Raw genomic sequence first — 18234 nt, 5'->3', positions numbered from 1 at the left:
GGTCCACCGGGCAACGAAGCCCGAATCCTCAGCTCATCCGCTCCACCAGGGAGCCCCGCACCGCGGCCACCACCACAGCGCCTCCGGACGGGCGCGCCGGCACATCCCGCCGACCCGGTGGTGCCCTGCCACAGGAGACCCCTCACATGGCGGACCTCTCCCCCGCCGGCTCCGTGCTGCCCACCGCGCAGCTCGACGGACGCCGACTGTCGGAGGCCCTGCTCCCCCTGGAGCTCGCGCCGCGCGCCCAGCTCCAGCTCGCCGCGATCAGCCGCTGGAACGCGATGCGCGGAGTCCGCGTCGGCCTGGTGGCCGCCGCCCTGCTGTTCATGCTGATCGGTGCCAACCTGGCGACGCCGATCTACCCGCTCCTCCAGCAGCGCCTCGGGCTCGGACCGCTCGACACCACGATCCTGTTCACGATCTACGTGTTCGCGCTGGTCCCGGTGCTGGCCATCGTCGGCCACTGGTCCGACCACCTCGGCCGACGGGCCCTGATCCTGCCCGCCGTCGCGCTGGCCGCCGCAGGCGATGTCGTGTTCGCCACCTCCGGCAGCTTCTGGCAGCTCGCCCTCGGCCGGGCGATCCAGGGCATCGCCGTCGGCCTGTCCACCGGCGCCGCCGGAGCCGCCCTGGGCGACCTGCTGCCGGACCACCCGACGCTCGCCGCCAAGCTCACCCTGGCCTGCTCGGCGGGTGGCGTCGCACTCGGCCCGATCGTCGGCGCCCTGCTGTCCGGCGGCTCCGACCCGCTGCTGACGCCCTTCCTGCTGCACGCCATCGCACTCCTGGCGCTCTGCGCGCCACTGGCCGTGGTCCACCCCCGGATGCCCGGGCGCAACCGTCCGCCGGCCTCCCCACCCCGCATCACCACCCCGGCCCACCTGCGCCCGCAGCGGCTCGCCCTGCCGGTCACCGGCCGCCGCGAGTTCCTGCTCGCCGCAGGCGCCGGGTTCATCTCCTACGGGGTCTTCGGCGTCTACCTGGCCCTCGCCCCGGCCTTCTCCGCCAAGCTGCTGCACACCTCCTCGCACCTGACCGGCGCGATCGTGGCCGCCCTGCTGCTCGGCTCCTCCGCCGCCGCCCAGCTGATCGTCCCGCCGACCGCCGACCGTCTCGTCATCGCCCTCGGCATGACCGGCCTGGCCACCGGCCTCGCGCTGGTCGTCGCCGCCGGGTACACCGGCACCCCGGCGCTGCTCTTCATCGGCAGCGTCCTCGGCGGCATCTGCCAGGGCGTGGCCTTCCGCTCGCTCTTCACCGCGGCGGTCGCCGCGATGAACCCGGAACGCCGGGGCTCCGAACTGAGCGCCCTCTGGATCATCGTCTACCTCGGCAGCTCCCTCCCCATCATCGGCGTGGGCGCCCTGGTCCAGGCCTACGGCCTCCTCCCCGCCGTCAGCGGCTTCGCCGCCCTGGCGGCCATCCTCTGCACGGCCCTGGCCCTCGCCGTCGCCCGCTCCCCGAAGCGGGCCTGACCGGTACCAGAACGCCGCTGCCCGGGACTCGTTAGGAGTCCCGGGCAGCGGCGTTTCACGGCATCCACGATGACCAGATCTGGAATGCAGCCGTCCCCGATCTCCACCAGGTCCAGATTGATCCCCTGAAGCGCGCCATGGGAAGGCCGATTCCGCAGATGTACCACTGCCGCGCGACCCCTTCCCCGGAAGGAAGGAATCGCGCGGCAGCGGGTTGACGATCGACTGATCTCAGACGTTGAAGCCGAGCGCGCGGAGCTGCTCGCGGCCGTCGTCGGTGATCTTGTCCGGGCCCCACGGCGGCATCCAGACCCAGTTGATCCGCAGGTCCTTCACCAGACCGTCGGTGGCGGTCTTGGCCTGGTCCTCGATGACGTCGGTCAGCGGGCAGGCCGCCGAGGTGAGCGTCATGTCGATGGTGGCCACGTCGGACTCGTCGATGTGGATGCCGTAGATCAGGCCCAGGTTGACGACGTCGATGCCCAGTTCGGGGTCGACGACGTCCATCAGGGCCTCGGTCAGGTCCTCGACCGACACGGTGCCAGCGGTGGTGCCGACGATGACGCCGTTCGGCTGCTCCTCCGCAGTGGAGGCCTGGGCGTCGGTGGTGGTGTTCTCGTCACTCATGGTCTGTCCTCCTTCGCGGGGTCAGTCGTTGGCGGGGTGGGCGAGGGCCTGGGCGGTGGCGTCCTTCCAGGCCATCCAGCTGAGCAGGGCGCACTTGACCCGGGCCGGGTACTTGGAGACGCCGGCGAACGCGACCGCGTCCTCCAGTACCTCCTCGTCGCCCTCGCCCTGGCCCTTGCTCTGCATCAGCTCCAGGAAGGCCTCCTGGACCGCCTGTGCCTCACCGACGGTCTTGCCGACCACCAGGTCGTTCAGCACCGAGGCGCTGGCCTGGCTGATCGAACAGCCCTGGGACTCGTACGAGACGTCGGCGACCGTCGCGCCGTCGAGCTTCACCCGCAGGGTGATCTCGTCGCCGCACGTCGGGTTGACGTGGTGCACTTCGGCGTCGCCGTCCCGCAGCCCCTTGCCGTGGGGATTGCGGTAGTGGTCCAGGATGATGTCCTGGTACATCGAGTCGAGCTTCATGTCCTGCGGGTCCCGTCAGCCGAAGAAGTTCCGGACGTGGTGCAGGCCGTCGATCAGCGCGTCGACCTCGCCCGGCGTCGAGTACAGGTAGAACGACGCCCGCGTGGTCGCCGGAATTCCGTACCGCAGGCAGACCGGCCGCGCGCAGTGGTGCCCGACGCGCACGGCGATGCCCTGCTCGTCCAGCACCTGGCCCACGTCGTGCGGGTGGATGTCGCCGAGGGTGAAGGAGATCGCGGCGCCGCGGTCCACGGCCGTGCGCGGGCCGATGATCCGCAGGTCCGGCACCTCCAGCAGGCGCTCCACCGCGTACTCGGTGATCGCGTGCTCGTGCGCCGCGATCTTCTCCATGCCGATGCCCTGGAGGTAGTCGATCGCCGCGCCCAGCCCGACCGCCTGGGCGATCGGCGGGGTACCGGCCTCGAACTTGTGCGGCGCCGGGGCGTAGGTGGACGAGCCCATGGTGACGGTCTCGATCATCTCGCCGCCGCCGAGGAACGGCGGGAGGTCCTCCAGCAGCTCCTGGCGGCCCCACAGCACGCCGATGCCGGTCGGGGCCAGCATCTTGTGGCCGGTGAAGGCGACGAAGTCGGCCTCCAGCGCCTGCACGTCCAGCACCATGTGCGGCGCGGCCTGCGAGGCGTCGATGACGACCAGCGCGCCGACCGACTGGGCCTTGCGGACGATCGTCTCGACCGGGTTGACCGTGCCCAGCAGGTTGGAGACCAGGGTGAAGGAGACCACCTTGGTCTTCTCGGTGATCAGCTCGTCGATGTTCGACAGGTCGAGCCGGCCCTCGTCGGTCAGCCCGAACCACTTGAGCTTCGCACCGGTGCGCTGCGACAGCAGCTGCCACGGGACGATGTTGGAGTGGTGCTCCATCTCCGTGATCACGATCTCGGAGTCGGCGTCCACCCGGTACGGCTCGTCGGCCCAACCGAGCATGTTGGCCACGAGGTTGAGCGACTCCGAGGCGTTCTTGGTGAAGATCACCTCGTTGCGGCTCGGCGCGTTGATGAACGCCGCGACCTTGTCGCGGGCGCCCTCGTACATCGCCGTGGCCTCCTCGGCGAGCACGTGCACGCCGCGGTGGACGTTGGCGTTGTGCCGCTCGTAGTAGGCGGTCAGGGCCTCCAGCACCTGGCGCGGCTTCTGCGAGGTGGCCGCGTTGTCCAGGTAGACCAACGGCTTCCCCTCGTGCAGCACGCGCTGCAGGACCGGGAAGTCCTTGCGGATCGCGTCGGTGTCGAGCAGACCGGACAGCGGGGTATGGGTCACTCGGAAGCGCCGCCCTTCACATACGCCTCGTAGCCCTCGTTCTCCAGCTTGTCGGCCAGCTCGGCACCGCCGGACTCGACGATGCGGCCGCCCGCGAAGACGTGGACGTAGTCGGGCTTGATGTACCGCAGGATGCGGGTGTAGTGGGTCACCAGCAGGGTGCCGACCTCGCCGGTCGAGCGGACCCGGTTGATGCCCTCGGAGACGATCCGCAGCGCGTCGACGTCCAGGCCGGAGTCGGTCTCGTCGAGGATCGCGATCTTCGGCTTGAGCAGCTCCAGCTGGAGGATCTCGTGGCGCTTCTTCTCACCGCCGGAGAAGCCCTCGTTGACGTTGCGCTCGGCGAAGGCCGGGTCCATCTGGAGGGCGGCCATCGCCTCCTTGACCTCCTTCACCCACAGCCGCAGCTTCGGGGCCTCGCCGCGGACGGCGGTGGCGGCGGTGCGCAGGAAGTTGCTGACCGAGACACCCGGGACCTCGACCGGGTACTGCATGGCCAGGAACACACCGGCCTTGGCGCGCTCGTCGACGGACATCTCCAGGACGTCCTCGCCGTCCAGCAGCACCGAGCCGCCGGTGACGGTGTACTTGGGGTGGCCGGCCAGCGAGTAGGCCAGGGTGGACTTGCCGGAGCCGTTCGGACCCATGATGGCGTGGGTCTCGCCCTGCTTCACGGTCAGGTCGACGCCCTTCAGGATCTCGCGCGGGCCGGCCTCGGCCTCGACGGAGACGTGCAGGTCGCGGATTTCAAGGGTTGCCATGTGTACTCAGGACTCCTGGTTGACGGAGACGAGCACATCGTCCCCTTCGATCTTTACGGGGTAGACAGCGACCGGCTTGGTGGCGGGCAGGCCGGAGGGCTTGCCGGTGCGCAGGTCGAAGCTGGAGCCGTGCAGCCAGCACTCGATCATGCAGTCCTCGACCTCACCCTCGGAGAGCGAGACGTTCGCGTGCGAGCAGATGTCGTTGATCGCGAACACCCCCTCGTCGGTGCGGACGACGGAGACCGGCACGCCGTTGAGGTCCACGCGCTTGGGAACGTCCTCCTGGAGGTCGCTCAGCGCGCAGGCACGGAGGAAGGTCATCGTGGTCAGACCGCCGCTTCCAGCTCGGCCTCGATCTTCTCCATGAGCTGCTCCTGCACCTCGGCCACGCCGATCTGCTGCAGCAGCTCGGCGAAGAAGCCGCGGACCACCAGGCGGCGGGCCTCGTCGGCCGGGATGCCGCGGGCCATCAGGTAGAACAGCTGCTCGTCGTCGAAGCGACCGGTCGCGGAGGCGTGGCCGGCGCCGACGATCTCGCCGGTCTCGATCTCCAGGTTCGGGATCGAGTCGACCCGGGCGCCGTCGGTGAGCACCAGGTTGCGGTTGAGCTCGTAGGTGTCGGTGCCGAGCGCGGCGGCGCGGATCAGCACGTCGCCGACCCAGACCGCGTGGGCGTCCTGGCCCTGCAGCGCGCCCTTGTACGCCACGTTCGACCGGCAGTGCGGCTTGTCGTGGTCGATGATCAGGCGGTGCTCCAGGTGCTGGCCGGCGTCGGCGAAGTACAGGCCGAACAGCTCGGCCTCGCCGCCGGGGCCGGCGTAGTTGACCCGCGGGTGCAGACGGACCAGATCGCCGCCGAAGGTGACGACCACGGACTTGAACGAGGCGTCCCGGCCGACCAGCGCGTTGTGCTGTGCGGCGTGCACGGCGTCCCGGTCCCAGTCCTGGACGGAGACGAAGGTGAGCTTGGCACCGTCGCCGACCAGCAGCTCGACGTTGGCGGCCCGGGTGCCGGTGCCCGCGTGGTTGAGCACCACGACGGCCTCGGCGAACGGCTTGACGTCGATCACCACGTGGGCGAAGCGGACCCCGCCCTCGGCGCGCACGTCGATCCTGACCGGCTCGGTCAGCACCGCGTCCTTGGGGACGGTGACCACGAGCGCCTGCTCGAAGGCGCTGAAGGCCTGCGCGGCGACCCGGTCGACCGGCTTGCCGGCCTTGCCCAGACGGGCGTCGTCCCGGCCGACGGTCTCGGCGGTGACGCCGTCCGGCAGCGTGAACTCGACCTTGTCCTCACCGCGCTCGGCAGCAGCGGCGGTCCCGTCGTGCAGCCCGCCGAGGCGGTGCAGCGGGGTGAACCGCCAGTCCTCCTCGCGGCCGTGCGGCACCGGGAAGTCGTTCACGTCGTAGGAGGGCTTGACCGCGACGCGCGCGTCGATCGGCTGCTGGACCGCGGTCCGGCCGGTGCCGGGGCCGGCGAGCTGCGCGCCCGCACCGGCGGTGCCGACCTCGATCGAACCGGCGGTGGTGGAGCCGGTGGTGTTCTGAACGTCAGCCATGGCTGTCGTAGTGCTCTCTTCCTCGAAAAGTGGTGGGCGGTCGGCGGCTGGTCGTCAGCCGACCGCGCCCTCCATCTGCAGCTCGATCAGCCGGTTGAGCTCCAGCGCGTACTCCATCGGCAGCTCACGCGCGATCGGCTCGACGAAGCCGCGGACGATCATCGCCATCGCCTCGGTCTCGGTCAGACCGCGGCTCATCAGGTAGAACAGCTGGTCCTCGCTGACCTTGGAGACGGTCGCCTCGTGGCCCATGGACACGTCGTCCTCGCGGACGTCCACGTACGGGTAGGTGTCCGAGCGGGAGATCGTGTCGACCAGCAGCGCGTCGCACAGCACGTTGGACTTGGCGCCGTGCGAGCCCTCGCCGATCTCGATCAGACCGCGGTAGGAGGTCCGGCCGCCGCCGCGCGCCACCGACTTGGAGACGATGTGCGAGGAGGTGTTCGGCGCCATGTGCACCATCTTGGCGCCGGCGTCCTGGTGCTGGCCCTCGCCCGCGAAGGCGATCGACAGGGTCTCGCCCTTGGCGTGCTCGCCCATCAGGTAGACGGCCGGGTACTTCATGGTGACCTTGGAACCGATGTTGCCGTCGATCCACTCCATGGTCGCGCCCTCGTACGCCACGGCGCGCTTGGTGACCAGGTTGTAGACGTTGTTCGACCAGTTCTGGATGGTCGTGTAGCGGCAGCGGCCGCCCTTCTTGACGATGATCTCCACGACCGCCGAGTGCAGCGAGTCGGAGGAGTAGATCGGCGCGGTGCAGCCCTCGACGTAGTGGACGTAGGCGTCCTCGTCGACGATGATCAGCGTCCGCTCGAACTGGCCCATGTTCTCGGTGTTGATCCGGAAGTAGGCCTGCAGCGGGATGTCGACGTGCACGCCCTTCGGCACGTAGATGAACGAGCCGCCGGACCACACGGCCGTGTTCAGCGCGGCGAACTTGTTGTCGCCGGCCGGGATGACGGTGCCGAAGTACTCCTTGAACAGCTCCGGGTGCTCGCGCAGCGCGGTGTCGGTGTCCAGGAAGATGACGCCCTGCTCCTCCAGGTCCTCGCGGATCTGGTGGTAGACGACCTCGGACTCGTACTGGGCGGCGACACCGGCGACCAGGCGCTGCTTCTCCGCCTCCGGGATGCCGAGCTTGTCGTAGGTGGCCTTGATGTCCGCCGGCAGGTCTTCCCAGGACTCGGCCTGCTTCTCGGTGGACCGGACGAAGTACTTGATGTTGTCGAAGTCGATGCCGGAGAGGTCGGAACCCCAGGTCGGCATGGGCTTCTTGCCGAACAGCTTCAGGCCCTTGAGACGCAGGTTCAGCATCCACTCGGACTCGTTCTTCTTGGCCGAGATGTCGCGGACGACGTCCTCGCTGAGCCCGCGCTTGGCCTCGGCACCGGCGGTGTCCGGGTCGGCCCAGCCGTACTCGTAATTGCCCAGGCCCTCGAGCTCGGGGTGCGAAACGGTGTCAGTCATGCGAGCTTCCTAACGCGCGGACGCTGAATCTTCGGTGGACGTACCGGCAGTCGGCACTGCATCGGAGCCGCGGCCCGCCGGGGGCTGGGCAGGCGACGATGCGGCACCGGGTGCCGGCACATAGGTGGTGCAGACCCCGTCGCCGTGGGCGATGGTGGCCAGCCGTTGCACATGGGTGCCCAGGAGCCGGGAGAAGACCTCGGTCTCCGCCTCGCAGAGCTGCGGGAACTGCTCGGCGATGTGCGCGACCGGGCAGTGGTGCTGGCAGAGCTGGGCGCCCGCCGGGGCCTTGGCCGCGGCCGACGGGACACGCCGCACCGTGGCAGCGTACCCGTCCGCGCTCAGCGCCTGGGCCAGGGCCTCCGGGCGCTCCTGCGCCTCGGCCCGGGCCAGGGTCTCCTGGTACTTCTCGCCCTGCCTGCCGAACCGGGCGCGAGCGAAGGCGGCGACCGCCTCCTCGCCCGCCTTGCCGCCGCCCACCGCGTCCGAGATCCAGCGCAGCGCGTCGGCCGCGAGCTGGTCGTAGGCCTGGTAGAAAGCGTCCCGGCCGCCGTCGGTGAGGGCGAAGACCTTGGCCGGACGGCCGCGGCCCCGGCTGCCGTAGACCCGCTGCTCGCGGGACTCGACCAGCCCGGCGGCGGCCAGTCCGTCGAGGTGGCGGCGGACGGCGGCGGCGGTGAGGCCGAGCCGGTTCGCCAGGTCGGCGGCGGAGGAGGGGCCGTGGTCCAGGATCGAGCGGGCGACCCGGTCACGGGTGGCGCGGTGGCCCTCCAGCAGCACCTCGGCCGCCGTCACGGGCACGTCGCAGTCGGGGGCCGACTCGGCCTCCCGCTGCGGGGCGTGCTCGCGCATGTTTTTCACAACACCAGTGTTGCGTAATTACTTCCGTCTGGACAAGCCGTGATCCAGGCCTCACTGGTGTCATCTGTCACGCAGGCAAGGCTTACCTGACCTGCGTGAACGATCATCCGGGCCGCCGTCCGGCGGGTCCGTTCAGTCCTCTTACACTCGCCGGTATGCACTCCGAACCCGCGGTCCAGATCGCCGGGCTGGTCAAGCGCTACGGCGACAAGTCGGCCGTGGACGGTCTCGACCTCACCATCGCGACCGGCGCGATCACCGCCGTCCTCGGCCCCAACGGCGCCGGCAAGACCACCACCATCGAGACCTGCGAGGGCTACCGCCGCCCCGACGCCGGCACCGTCCGCGTCCTCGGCCTCGACCCGGTCACCCAGAGCGCGCAGCTGCGCCCCCGGATCGGCGTCATGCTGCAGTCCGGCGGCGTGTACGCGGGCGCGCGCGCCGTCGAGATGCTGCGCCACACCGCCAAGCTGCACGCCCACCCGCTGGACGTGGACGCCCTGGTCGAGCGCCTCGGCCTCGGCTCCTGCGGCCGCACCACCTACCGCCGGCTCTCCGGCGGCCAGCAGCAGCGGCTCGCCCTGGCGATGGCCGTGGTCGGCCGCCCCGAGCTGGTCTTCCTGGACGAGCCCACCGCCGGCCTCGACCCGCAGGCCCGCCGTGCCACCTGGGAGCTGGTCCGCGACCTGCGCCGGGACGGCGTCACCGTGGTGGTCACCACCCACCACATGGACGAGGCCGAGCAGCTCGCCGACCGCGTCGCCGTCGTCGACCGCGGCAAGGTGATCGCCGACGGCACCACCGAGGAGCTGTGCCGCGGCGGCGCCGAGAACGCCCTGCGCTTCGACGGCCCACCCGGGCTCGACCTCGGCCCGCTGCTCAAGGAGCTGCCCGCGGGCGCCACCGCCGTCGAGACCACCCCCGGCAGCTACCGCGTCGAGGCGCCGGTGGACCCGCAGCTGGTGGCCACCGTCACCGGCTGGTGCGCTGCCTCCGGCATCCTGCCCGAGCGGCTGTCCGTGCAGCGCCGCAGCCTCGAAGACGTCTTCCTCGACCTGACCGGACGGGAGCTCCGCTCGTGAGTACCACCGACTACGCCCCCAAGCCGGGCGCGGCCCCGGTCGGCCGGATGCTGCTCGCCCAGACCGCCTTCGAGACCAGGATGCTGCTGCGCAACGGCGAGCAGCTGCTGCTCACCGTGGTCATCCCGACCGTGCTGCTGGTGCTCTTCTCGGCCGTCGACATCGTCGCGGTGGAGGGCCCCGGCAAGCGGGTCGACTTCCTGGCGCCCGGCCTGCTCGCGCTGGCCGTGATGTCCACCGCCTTCACCGGGCAGGCCATCGCCACCGGCTTCGAGCGCCGCTACGGCGTGCTCAAGCGGCTCGGCGCCAGCCCGCTGCCCCGCTGGGCGCTGCTGACCGCCAAGACCGGTTGCGTGCTGGTCACCGAGGCGCTGCAGGTCGCCCTGCTGTCGGTGATCGCGCTGGCACTCGGCTGGTCCCCGCAGGGCAACCCGCTGGCCGTCGCCGCGCTGCTGGTCCTCGGCACCGCCGCCTTCTCCGGGCTCGGCCTGCTGATGGCCGGCACCCTGAAGGCCGAGGCCACGCTGGCCGGCGCCAACCTGGTGTTCATCCTGCTGCTGCTCGCGGGCGGGGTGATCGTGCCGCTCGGCAAGTTCCCCTCGGCCGTGCGGTCGGCGCTGGAGCTGCTGCCGATCTCGGCGCTCTCCGACGGCCTGCGGTCGGTGCTCCAGCACGGCGCCGGGGTGCCCTGGTCGGACCTCGGCATCCTGGCCGGCTGGTCCGTCCTCGGCCTGGCCGCGGCCGCCAAGTTCTTCCGCTGGGAGTAGCCCCCTCGCACGAACAGCGCGACGCCCCCGGCCGCTTGAGGCCGGGGGCGTCGGTGCGTTCAGCCGACGGTTCGTCAGCCCTGGCTGCCGCCGCGGCGCTTGCGGGCGTGCAGCACGAGCGCGCCGCCGACCAGCAGCACGCCGCCGCCGACCGCCGCGATCATCGGGGTGGCATCGCTGCTACCGGTCTGGGCGAGCGCCGGGGCGCTGGTGGCGGGCGCCGGGGCCGCCGGGGTCTTGCTCGGGGTGGGGGTGACCGACGGGGTCGGGGTGGCCGAGGGGGTGGTGCTCGGGGTCGGGGTCGGGGTCGGGGTCGACGTCTGGGTGGGCGTCGGCGTGGGGGTGGGGGTCTTGGTGGGGGTCGGGGTCGGGGTCGGAGTCGGCGTGTGGCACGGCGCGATGGTCTTGGTCTCGTCGATGTTCCAGCCGTGCTCGGCCGGGGTCTCCGTGGTGTGGACGACCAGCTGCGCCTTGATCGGAGCGTCGTGGTCCTTCACCGGAAAGGTGCCGTGGAACTCCTTGGGGAAGGCCTTGGCGTCCAGGACCTTCTCGCCGTCGACGGTGAGGCTGACGGTGTTGTTCACGCCTTCCTTGTCGCTGTAGTTGATCAGATCGATCACGACCTTGTCGCAGGTCACCGACCATGTCGGCACGTGGGCCGAGGCATTGGTGGCCAGCGCCAGGGGCAGGAGAAAACCGGCCGCCGCCGTGCCGGCGAGTGCCGTCGCACCGATCCGAATGTGCCGCTGCTGTCGCGCCATTACGCTGTTCCCCTCCGAACGGTCTTGCGCAGCAGGCGGGTTGAAGTGGTTCGCGGTGGCCCGCTACGACTGTCCGGGGGACTCTACCGGCACGCCCGCACCTCGCCACACCCCGCCGCACGACCGGATTTCGTCTGTCGGCCCGTTCCCGGATGCGCTTGACCAGCCCATCACAGCCGCCACCTCGTAGAACGCGGATTCGGCAAACTTGAATGAACTTCGTCACCTTTCAGACGGAACGGCGCCCCCCGGTGATCGGGTTCAATCACCGGAGGCGCCACTTCGATCAGCCGACGAACATTCGGGCCTTTCGGGCCGATTCGGCCGATGAGGCCTGACCGCCTTGCCCGAACAGTCCGCTTTGCGCCCTGGCCGCCACACTCGCGCCCCGCCCCAAGATCGCCTGTAAGGCCGCCTACGATTGACCGCGTGCTGAACCCCTTCTCCCTGCTCGCCGACCGCTGGCAGCCCTCCGCCGCGATGGTCCGGCGCGCCGCGTTCGCCGCGCTGGTGATGAGCGTGGTCATCGTCGTCACCGGCGGCGCCGTCCGGCTCACCGCCTCCGGCCTCGGCTGTACCACCTGGCCCCGCTGCACCGGCGACAGCCTCACGCCCACCCCCGAGATGGGCTTCCACGGCATCGTCGAGTTCACCAACCGGATGCTCACCTACGTGCTGAGCGCCGCCGTCGGCTGGGCGATCCTGGCCGCCCGCTGCCACCGGCCGTGGCGCCACAGCATGACCAAGCTCGGCTGGGCGCAGTTCTGGCTGGTGATGAGCAACGCCGTGCTCGGCGGCATCACCGTGCTGACCGGCCTCAACCCGTACACCGTCGCGCTGCACATGATCGCCGCGGTGGCCCTGGTCTGGGTCGCCCTGCTGATGTGGGAGCGGTCCAAGGAGGGCGACGGCCCGGCGAAGCTCGCGGTGGCCCGCCCCATCCACCAGCTCTCGTACGTCCTGGTCACCGTGATCGGCCTGCTGGTCGCGGCGGGCACCCTGGTCACCGGCGCCGGCCACCACCCCGGCACCCCCCAGGACAACAAGATCGTCCCGCGCATCCCGATCGACTACGACCGTCTGGCCCAGTTCCACGCCGACTTCGCGATGGTCTCGGTCGGCCTGGCGATCGCGGTGCTCTTCGTCTTCGCCGCCGTGAAGGCTCCGCAGCCGGCCAAGGCCCGGGCCAAGGAGCTGCTCGCCGTCCTGCTGCTCCAGGGCGTACTGGGCTACATCCAGTACTTCACGGACGCCCCCGAGCTGATGGTCGGCCTGCACATGCTCCTCGCCACGCTGACCTGGATCGCCGCCCTGCGCATCCCGCTCGCCCTGCGCGTACGCGAGGTCGAAGAGGCTCCCACCGACACGCCGGCCCCACGGACACCTGAGACCGTCACCCTCCAAGGTGCGTAGAAGGCCCCCATCACAATGAGCTCGCCATGCTGGTGGCCTTGGTCCGCTCACGATCCCGAGCGGACCAAGGCCACCGGTGTTCCTTGCTATCGCTGTTGGGCGGGCCAGGGGACCGACGTCTCAGCCTCGGTGGTGTAGTCGACGCCGGGGACGTCCCAGCCGTACAGCTGACGGAACTGGCTGTAGAACCAGTCGGCACCGGCCGGGTCGGCGGCGAGCGCCCCCGCAGGGTCGGCCCACAGTTCCCGCACCCGCTGCTGCACTGCGGACTCGAGTTCCCAGCCGTCCAGGCGGATGCGGCCCTGCCCGTCCAGCACGAGCGGCTTCGCGCCGCTCAGCTGCTCCCACAGGTCCACGGCCTGGTCGGCGGTGGTACGCCAGCCGTCCTCGCCGAGCACGTTGCGCAGCAGTGAGGTGTAGAGCGCGATGGAGGGGATGGCGGTGGAGGCCTGGGTGACGGCGGCACCGGCGACGACGGTGAACGCTCGGCCCCGGTCGGCCAGCACGGTGGTCTGCAGCTGCTCGGCGGTCGCCTCCAGGTGCTCCTTGGCGGCGCCGATGGTGCCCTGCCGGTAGACCGGTGCGGTGATCTCGGAGCCGACGTAGGACAACGCGACAGTGGTGAAGTCGGTGCCCAGGAGGTCGTTGTCGGCCAGAGCCTGCACCCACAGCCGCCAGTCCTCACCGCCCATGACCTTCAGGGTTGCGGCTTGCTCGGCCTCGTCGGCGGGGGTGAGGTCGATGCTGCCGATCTGCGGGACGCCGTCCTCGAAGACGAGGGAGGGTGAGGTGTAGGGGCGGCCGATCGGCTTGATCACCGAGTGGTGGACCTCGCCGGTGGTCGGGTCGGTACGCCGGGGCGAGGCGAGGGAGTAGATGAGGTAGTCGATGGGGCCGTACCGGTCGGCCAGGAGCTTGAGCACCTCGGCGCGGGTGGCGTCCGCGTAGGCGTCGGCATTGACGAAGGTGAAGTCTCCGCCTGTCTGCTCGACCAGGTCGGCGGTTGCGGCGGTGCGGTACCAGCCTGCGGTGGCGGTGCGCCGCTCGCTGGCCGGCGTCTCGTAGGCGACGCCGACGCCGCAGATGCCGTGGCGGCGCAGCCCGGCCAGCAGGGTCGCCAGGCCGTACCCCGCGCTGGAGCCCAGCACCAGGGCGACCGGGGCCCGCCCGTTGGGGGCGGCGGGGGTGATGGACTCCCACAGCCGGTGGACAGTGGCTTGGCTGCCGGTGGGGTGAGAGTTGACGATCAGGTAGCCCCGCTGCTTGGGGGTGATCTGCTGCATGCTCACGCGGTGGTGCCTTCTCCGGTGGGGTGGCCGTGTCGGGCGAGCAGGTCGTTCAGGTCGCCGATGGTGTGCAGGCGGCCGACCTCCTCGTCCGGGATGACCACTTTCAGGCGCGTCTCCAGGGTGACGACGAGCTCGTGGAGGGCGAGGCTGTCGATCCCGAGATCGTGCTGCAGGTGTGCGTTGTTCGGGATCGTATCGGCGTCGGTGACCGCCGCTTGTGCCAGAGCGTGACGGAGGATGTGCGCTGCGGTTGTAGAGGTCGTCATTGCGATGGGTGTCCTTCGTCGGCTACCCGGCCCCCGGGAGGCGCCGGAGCAGGTCCTGGGTGGGGATGATCGGCAGCGGGACAACCGGCAGCAGGCCGCGCTCGGTGCGCCAGCGGTCGGACAGCAGACCGCAGGAGTCGCAGAACCCGCCGCAGGTGGTGTTCTGGGTGAACTCCGCCGACACCTTGCCGTGCAGGCCCTTGAGGCCGCCTCCGTTGGCGATCGTCCGCAGGTACTCGGAGTTGTTGGCGCGCTCGATGATCGCGCGCAGCGGCTCGGTGAAGACGTTCCCGAAGCCGAGGGACTCGGGGACGTCGAAGCTGGCGCAGGCGTAGAGGCGGCCGTCCTGCTTGAGCAGCGAGCTGGGCAGGATGTAGGTGCCCACCGTCGGGGCGAAGCAGTCAAAGCAGGCGTCCATCCACCGCTTCACGGTGGTGTGTCCGGGCCGTTGCACCGAAGGCCCCGTACTGCTTCTCCTAGGCGTCGATCAGGTCGTAGATGCGGTGCTCGCGGCTGGCCGGGTCGGCGAGGGAGGAGACGGCGACGTTCAGCTCACGGACGCTGTAGTGGGTGACGGCGCGATGCAGGATCCGGGCGACCCACTCCAGTGGCATCGTCTGCTCGCCGACGCTGAGCATGATCAACGGCACCATCAGGCGGCTGTCGAAGAAGCCCCCGAGCAGCTGCCCGACCGGACCCCAACAGACCGCCTCGGTCTGACCCCGCCAGGCACGCACGACGGCCGGCCCGCCCCCCGTGGGGAGCCGGGCCGTCGGCGTTCGACCGGGCGCACTCAGCCGCTCAGCGGGCGATTCGACATTGTCACAGCAGGTGTCGGCCGTCGTGGGTTCGGATACTTGGTGCCGCGTCGTCCCGAAGCGCGTCCAGGACGCGCACGGCATAGACCTCGGCCATGCGGTCGAAGACCCCGGCCGGTGTGAGCCAGTCGACTTCAACCGACTCGTCCGAGAGCCGCTCTGCCCCGCTCTCCGGTCGGCAGCGGAAAACGAGGGCGACGATCCCTCGGCTCACGTTCTTGTAGACGCCGGTCAGCCGCTCCACGCCGACCTTGATCCCGGTCTCCTCGTAGACCTCGCGGCGCACGCCGTCCTCGACGGCCTCGTCCAGTTCCAGCACGCCGCCCGGAGGTTCCCAAGTCCCGTTGTCAGCCCGGCGAATCGCCAGCACCCGGCCGTCTTCGCGCACCACCACCCCCGCGACGGACACCGAGTGGAGCGGCGTTGACTGGGACTTCCCAGCGCTGTTACTCATGTGCAGGAGGATAGGAGCCCTGAAGGACTATGGCGAGTGATGAGGTGGCCTCGTCGGCCACAGCGAAGTACCTACAGATCGCGGCTGACCTCGCCGCACAGATCAAGTCGGGTGCTCTCGCTCCCGGTGCGACCGTGCCCAGCGAGGCCGAGCTCATGCAGCGGTACGGAGTCGCATCCGGGACAGTTCGCAAGGCCATCGCCGAACTCCGAACGGCTCAGCTCATCGAGACGCACCACGGTCGAGGCTCATTCGTCCGCTCCCGCCCGCCGGTACAGCGGAAGTCTGCGGACCGATTCCGCCGCACCCATCGCAAAGCCGGCAAGGCCGCGTACCTCGCAGAGGCGGAGACCTCTGGCGGCGTCCCGTCCGTGACCGTGCTGTTCGTGGGCCCCACAGCAGCACCTCCTGAGATCGCCGATCGCTTGAGTCTTCCCGCCGGCACCCAGGTACTGGCCCGCAAGCGCCGCTACTTCCGAGATGGGGTGCCCACCGAGGAGGCCACGTCATACCTGCCGTGGGATGTGGTCAAGGACATCCCTGAAGTCTTCGCCGAGAACCCTGGTGGCGGCGGCATCTACGCCCGCATCGAAGAGCACGGCCACACCCTCGCCGAGTTCGCCGAGTCCGTGCAGGCCCGGCTCGCGACCAAGCCCGAGGCCAAAGCGCTCACCCTGAGCCCCGGTGCGCCAGTGATCCATCTCGTTCGTGATGCCATCACTACGGATGGCCGCGTGGTGGAGGTGTGCGACACCGTCATGGCCGCCGATCAGTTCGTTCTCGACTATCGCTTCCCCGCACATGACTGACTGACAATCAACTTCTCCAACCCGTCGCGAGATTCTTCTCGCGACGGGTTGACTCATGTACAGGAGTCAGGCACTCTTCTATTCGCAACTCATGTACATGAGTGCATGGCAACACCTCATTTAGAGGAGCTAGTCGTGTTCAAGGCCGACGTCCTGGAAGTTCCCATGCAGCACGCTTCGATGGAGACTCATGCGACTCCCGACACCGACTCGATGTCGGTGTTGACGGCAGCGGAGCTGCTGTTGCCCTACCTGCCGGAATCGGTGGCCGCTGCGCGCCGGTTCGTCGGCGCGCAGCTGCGAGAGTGGGGGTTGGACGACTTGGTGGACGACGCCGCCGTGATCGTCAGCGAGCTGGCAACCAACTCCATCAAGACCGGCTGTCAGACCCGCATGGTCGTTGCCGTGCGCCGCCCGAGCAACCGGATCGTCCGCATCCTCGTCGGTGACGGTTCCCGCTCGATGCCCGTGATGATCCAGGCCGGGCCCGACGCCACGTCGGGCCGTGGTCTGACGATGGTCCACCGGCTCACTCACGGCCGCTGGGGCGTCACGCTCCTCCCGTTCGGGAAGGTCGTCCACGCCGAGCTCGCGACGCCCGCGCCGATCTCCCGGTGAACTGGCAACCGCCAGAGGACGGTTACGACTCCGACGATGCGCCGCCGCCATCCATCCCTGATCCCGTGCGGGTCTGGGCTGCCTACGGGGTGTCCGCCGCTGCCGGGCTGCACGTCGTCGTCGCGGCCCTGGTGCTGATCAACCGTTCCCACTGAACTTCAGCCCGCGCCGCCGGGCCGGTGGCGCGGGCGGATCACCAACCCTCATCCCGCTCGTCCTGAAAGGAGCACCGCCATGTCCTGGCCCGAGCCGAAACCGCCCCCGCCGAAGCCGGAAAGCCCGCCCACGCCCCGGCCGACGGACCGATAGCAACCACGGAACCGCATCACGACCCGAAAACCAACACTCAAGGAGGACCCATGGGTTGGGGAACCGACAAGCCCAGCGGCGGCAAGCATGGCGGCAAGAAGGACCCCGGCACGAGCAAGCCGTCCCCCGACGGAGCTCGGCCGGCGCCCGAGCCGAAGCACAAGAAGGACGAGGGCGACAAGTGACGGACCCCGTGCATCGACCGGAGCAGGCCGCCGTGCGCGGCCTGCTCCGGGCCGTCGGCGAAGCGCTCGGCGGCCCCGTTCCTCCGGAGTGGAAGGAGGCGATCAAGGCGATTCCGCGCCATTGCTTCCTCCCTGAGCGGATCTGGTTGGAGGACGACCGGGGCGGCTACGAGCCCTGCGACCTCTCGACCAACCACCAGCGGTGGTTCGAGGCGGCGTACGCGGATGTGCCCATCGTCACCCAGGTCAACGACGGCCAGGCATCGGCCGCCCCGGCCGATGCCTGGCCGTCCTCCTCGGCTTCGGCGCCCTCGATCGTCGTCCGCATGCTCCGCGAACTTGACGTCAGGCCCGGAATGAACGTCCTGGAGATCGGCACCGGCACCGGTTGGAACGCGGCCCTCCTCGCTCACCGCCTCGGCTCCGGACACGTCGCCTCGGTCGAGATCGACTCCGACGTCTCCGAGCAGGCGTGGGCCTCCCTGAACGCGGCAGGCATGGACGTGGACCTGATCTGCGGAGACGGCTCCCTGGGCTGGTCCCGCCGTCAGCCGTACGACCGGATCATCTCCACCTGTTCGGTCCGCCGCGTGCCCTGGGCCTGGATCGAGCAGACCCGGCCCGGCGGCATCGTCCTCACCCCCTGGGACAACCCCATGCTCTGCTGGGGGCTGCTCAAGCTCACCGTCGAGCGTGACCGGGCCCAGGGCCGCTTCAGCCCGCACTCCGCATTCATGCTGATGCGCAACCACCGGCAGGATCTGCGGATCTTCCGCGACGTCGTTCGGGACGAACACGTTCCAGAAGAGTCCGAAACCGTGCTGCGGCCGTGGGAGGTCACGGGCGACCGCTGGGAGGCCCGGTTCGCCCTCGGGCTGCGGCTGGGCCCCCCGGCCGAAGCCGGGGGTATCCACGAAAGAGATTCAGATGAACCCCGCTTCGAACATCCCCGTCGTCG

At 70.0% G+C, this 18234-nt stretch carries 22 protein-coding genes; 8 read left to right on the top strand and 14 right to left on the bottom strand.

Annotated features, from left to right (window positions below):
• Positions 1 to 146: 146 nt before the first annotated feature.
• The gene (locus ACWC9T_RS23235) at positions 147 to 1478 is read left to right on the top strand and encodes an MFS transporter (protein WP_449822955.1); all 1332 of its coding nucleotides are present in this window, start codon (positions 147 to 149) and stop codon (positions 1476 to 1478) included.
• Between the two features lie 231 nt (positions 1479 to 1709).
• Here the strand turns inward: ACWC9T_RS23235 and ACWC9T_RS23230 are convergent, their stop codons facing one another.
• Genes ACWC9T_RS23230 through ACWC9T_RS23195 form a run of 8 tightly spaced genes read right to left on the bottom strand, consistent with a single transcriptional unit; the run spans position 1710 to position 8496 of the window.
• Positions 1710 to 2105, bottom strand: coding sequence for a metal-sulfur cluster assembly factor (locus ACWC9T_RS23230; RefSeq protein ID WP_396249227.1), 396 nt, complete (start codon positions 2103 to 2105; stop codon positions 1710 to 1712).
• A gap of 21 nt (positions 2106 to 2126) precedes the next feature.
• A complete protein-coding gene (gene sufU, locus ACWC9T_RS23225; RefSeq protein WP_380610990.1) occupies positions 2127 to 2573 on the bottom strand; it encodes a Fe-S cluster assembly sulfur transfer protein SufU in 447 nt (148 codons plus the stop codon).
• Between the two features lie 15 nt (positions 2574 to 2588).
• Positions 2589 to 3851, bottom strand: a complete 1263-nt coding sequence (locus tag ACWC9T_RS23220; protein ID WP_449822954.1) for a cysteine desulfurase — start codon at positions 3849 to 3851, stop codon at positions 2589 to 2591.
• The gene (gene sufC, locus ACWC9T_RS23215; protein ID WP_449822953.1) at positions 3848 to 4612 is read right to left on the bottom strand and encodes a Fe-S cluster assembly ATPase SufC; all 765 of its coding nucleotides are present in this window, start codon (positions 4610 to 4612) and stop codon (positions 3848 to 3850) included. Before sufC ends, ACWC9T_RS23220 begins: the two co-directional genes overlap by 4 nt.
• A gap of 6 nt (positions 4613 to 4618) precedes the next feature.
• Positions 4619 to 4936, bottom strand: coding sequence for a bifunctional 3-phenylpropionate/cinnamic acid dioxygenase ferredoxin subunit (locus tag ACWC9T_RS23210; protein WP_153463212.1), 318 nt, complete (start codon positions 4934 to 4936; stop codon positions 4619 to 4621).
• Positions 4937 to 4941: 5 nt separating this feature from the next.
• Positions 4942 to 6174, bottom strand: coding sequence for a Fe-S cluster assembly protein SufD (sufD, locus tag ACWC9T_RS23205; RefSeq protein WP_449822952.1), 1233 nt, complete (start codon positions 6172 to 6174; stop codon positions 4942 to 4944).
• A gap of 54 nt (positions 6175 to 6228) precedes the next feature.
• A complete protein-coding gene (gene sufB, locus ACWC9T_RS23200; RefSeq protein WP_449822951.1) occupies positions 6229 to 7644 on the bottom strand; it encodes a Fe-S cluster assembly protein SufB in 1416 nt (471 codons plus the stop codon).
• A 9-nt stretch (positions 7645 to 7653) separates the two neighbouring features.
• Complete coding sequence (locus tag ACWC9T_RS23195) at positions 7654 to 8496, bottom strand: helix-turn-helix transcriptional regulator (protein ID WP_449823001.1); 843 nt, start codon at positions 8494 to 8496, stop codon at positions 7654 to 7656.
• 164 nt (positions 8497 to 8660) lie between these two features.
• On the opposite strand from ACWC9T_RS23195, the gene ACWC9T_RS23190 reads away from it, so the two are divergent.
• Both ACWC9T_RS23190 and ACWC9T_RS23185 read left to right on the top strand, forming a co-directional pair.
• On the top strand, positions 8661 to 9587 hold the full coding sequence (locus ACWC9T_RS23190) for an ABC transporter ATP-binding protein (RefSeq protein ID WP_449822950.1): 927 nt from the start codon (positions 8661 to 8663) through the stop codon (positions 9585 to 9587).
• Positions 9588 to 9634: 47 nt separating this feature from the next.
• Positions 9635 to 10354, top strand: a complete 720-nt coding sequence (locus ACWC9T_RS23185; RefSeq protein WP_449823000.1) for an ABC transporter permease — start codon at positions 9635 to 9637, stop codon at positions 10352 to 10354.
• Between the two features lie 74 nt (positions 10355 to 10428).
• On the opposite strand, the gene ACWC9T_RS23180 is transcribed toward ACWC9T_RS23185, so the two are convergent.
• On the bottom strand, positions 10429 to 11115 hold the full coding sequence (locus tag ACWC9T_RS23180; protein WP_449822949.1) for an LAETG motif-containing sortase-dependent surface protein: 687 nt from the start codon (positions 11113 to 11115) through the stop codon (positions 10429 to 10431).
• Between the two features lie 420 nt (positions 11116 to 11535).
• Between ACWC9T_RS23180 and ACWC9T_RS23175 the strand changes: the two genes are divergently transcribed.
• Entirely contained in the window at positions 11536 to 12528 is a 993-nt protein-coding gene (locus ACWC9T_RS23175) for a COX15/CtaA family protein (RefSeq protein WP_449822999.1), read from the top strand.
• An 86-nt stretch (positions 12529 to 12614) separates the two neighbouring features.
• Here ACWC9T_RS23175 and ACWC9T_RS23170 read toward each other — a convergent pair whose 3' ends face one another.
• The 5 genes from ACWC9T_RS23170 to ACWC9T_RS23150 form a co-directional block, all read right to left on the bottom strand.
• Positions 12615 to 13811, bottom strand: a complete 1197-nt coding sequence (locus ACWC9T_RS23170; protein WP_449822998.1) for an enoyl-[acyl-carrier-protein] reductase FabV — start codon at positions 13809 to 13811, stop codon at positions 12615 to 12617.
• Between the two features lie 2 nt (positions 13812 to 13813).
• Complete coding sequence (locus ACWC9T_RS23165; protein ID WP_449822948.1) at positions 13814 to 14083, bottom strand: acyl carrier protein; 270 nt, start codon at positions 14081 to 14083, stop codon at positions 13814 to 13816.
• A 22-nt stretch (positions 14084 to 14105) separates the two neighbouring features.
• Complete coding sequence (locus tag ACWC9T_RS23160; RefSeq protein ID WP_449822947.1) at positions 14106 to 14501, bottom strand: SPASM domain-containing protein; 396 nt, start codon at positions 14499 to 14501, stop codon at positions 14106 to 14108.
• A gap of 58 nt (positions 14502 to 14559) precedes the next feature.
• On the bottom strand, positions 14560 to 14736 hold the full coding sequence (locus tag ACWC9T_RS23155; protein ID WP_449822946.1) for a hypothetical protein: 177 nt from the start codon (positions 14734 to 14736) through the stop codon (positions 14560 to 14562).
• Between the two features lie 169 nt (positions 14737 to 14905).
• Positions 14906 to 15367, bottom strand: coding sequence for an NUDIX hydrolase (locus ACWC9T_RS23150; protein WP_449822997.1), 462 nt, complete (start codon positions 15365 to 15367; stop codon positions 14906 to 14908).
• Between the two features lie 17 nt (positions 15368 to 15384).
• Between ACWC9T_RS23150 and ACWC9T_RS23145 the strand changes: the two genes are divergently transcribed.
• From ACWC9T_RS23145 to ACWC9T_RS23130, 4 genes are all read left to right on the top strand, one after another.
• Entirely contained in the window at positions 15385 to 16164 is a 780-nt protein-coding gene (locus tag ACWC9T_RS23145) for a GntR family transcriptional regulator (protein ID WP_449822945.1), read from the top strand.
• Between the two features lie 135 nt (positions 16165 to 16299).
• Positions 16300 to 16782: an ATP-binding protein gene (locus tag ACWC9T_RS23140; protein WP_449822944.1), complete on the top strand. Its 483-nt coding sequence runs from the start codon at positions 16300 to 16302 to the stop codon at positions 16780 to 16782.
• Positions 16783 to 17141: 359 nt separating this feature from the next.
• A complete protein-coding gene (locus tag ACWC9T_RS23135) occupies positions 17142 to 17276 on the top strand; it encodes a hypothetical protein (protein ID WP_449822943.1) in 135 nt (44 codons plus the stop codon).
• Positions 17273 to 18234, top strand: a 962-nt coding sequence (locus ACWC9T_RS23130; RefSeq protein WP_449822942.1) for a methyltransferase domain-containing protein, incomplete at its 3' end; no start/stop codon positions are given. The genes ACWC9T_RS23135 and ACWC9T_RS23130, both read left to right, overlap by 4 nt.

This window comes from Kitasatospora sp. NPDC001159 (genome assembly GCF_053598235.1).
This window is presented reverse-complemented; position numbering and strand designations above follow the sequence as displayed.

Coding starts and splice junctions, on each gene's coding strand:
- ACWC9T_RS23235 (WP_449822955.1), top strand. CDS start 147: ATGGCGGACCTCTCCCCCGCCGGCTCCGTGCTGCCCACCGCGCAGCTC.
- ACWC9T_RS23230 (WP_396249227.1), bottom strand. CDS start 2,105: ATGAGTGACGAGAACACCACCACCGACGCCCAGGCCTCCACTGCGGAG.
- sufU (WP_380610990.1), bottom strand. CDS start 2,573: ATGAAGCTCGACTCGATGTACCAGGACATCATCCTGGACCACTACCGC.
- sufC (WP_449822953.1), bottom strand. CDS start 4,612: ATGGCAACCCTTGAAATCCGCGACCTGCACGTCTCCGTCGAGGCCGAG.
- ACWC9T_RS23210 (WP_153463212.1), bottom strand. CDS start 4,936: ATGACCTTCCTCCGTGCCTGCGCGCTGAGCGACCTCCAGGAGGACGTT.
- sufD (WP_449822952.1), bottom strand. CDS start 6,174: ATGGCTGACGTTCAGAACACCACCGGCTCCACCACCGCCGGTTCGATC.
- sufB (WP_449822951.1), bottom strand. CDS start 7,644: ATGACTGACACCGTTTCGCACCCCGAGCTCGAGGGCCTGGGCAATTAC.
- ACWC9T_RS23195 (WP_449823001.1), bottom strand. CDS start 8,496: ATGCGCGAGCACGCCCCGCAGCGGGAGGCCGAGTCGGCCCCCGACTGC.
- ACWC9T_RS23190 (WP_449822950.1), top strand. CDS start 8,661: ATGCACTCCGAACCCGCGGTCCAGATCGCCGGGCTGGTCAAGCGCTAC.
- ACWC9T_RS23185 (WP_449823000.1), top strand. CDS start 9,635: ATGCTGCTCGCCCAGACCGCCTTCGAGACCAGGATGCTGCTGCGCAAC.
- ACWC9T_RS23180 (WP_449822949.1), bottom strand. CDS start 11,115: ATGGCGCGACAGCAGCGGCACATTCGGATCGGTGCGACGGCACTCGCC.
- ACWC9T_RS23170 (WP_449822998.1), bottom strand. CDS start 13,811: ATGCAGCAGATCACCCCCAAGCAGCGGGGCTACCTGATCGTCAACTCT.
- ACWC9T_RS23165 (WP_449822948.1), bottom strand. CDS start 14,083: ATGACGACCTCTACAACCGCAGCGCACATCCTCCGTCACGCTCTGGCA.
- ACWC9T_RS23160 (WP_449822947.1), bottom strand. CDS start 14,501: ATGGACGCCTGCTTTGACTGCTTCGCCCCGACGGTGGGCACCTACATC.
- ACWC9T_RS23155 (WP_449822946.1), bottom strand. CDS start 14,736: ATGGTGCCGTTGATCATGCTCAGCGTCGGCGAGCAGACGATGCCACTG.
- ACWC9T_RS23145 (WP_449822945.1), top strand. CDS start 15,385: ATGGCGAGTGATGAGGTGGCCTCGTCGGCCACAGCGAAGTACCTACAG.
- ACWC9T_RS23135 (WP_449822943.1), top strand. CDS start 17,142: ATGGGTTGGGGAACCGACAAGCCCAGCGGCGGCAAGCATGGCGGCAAG.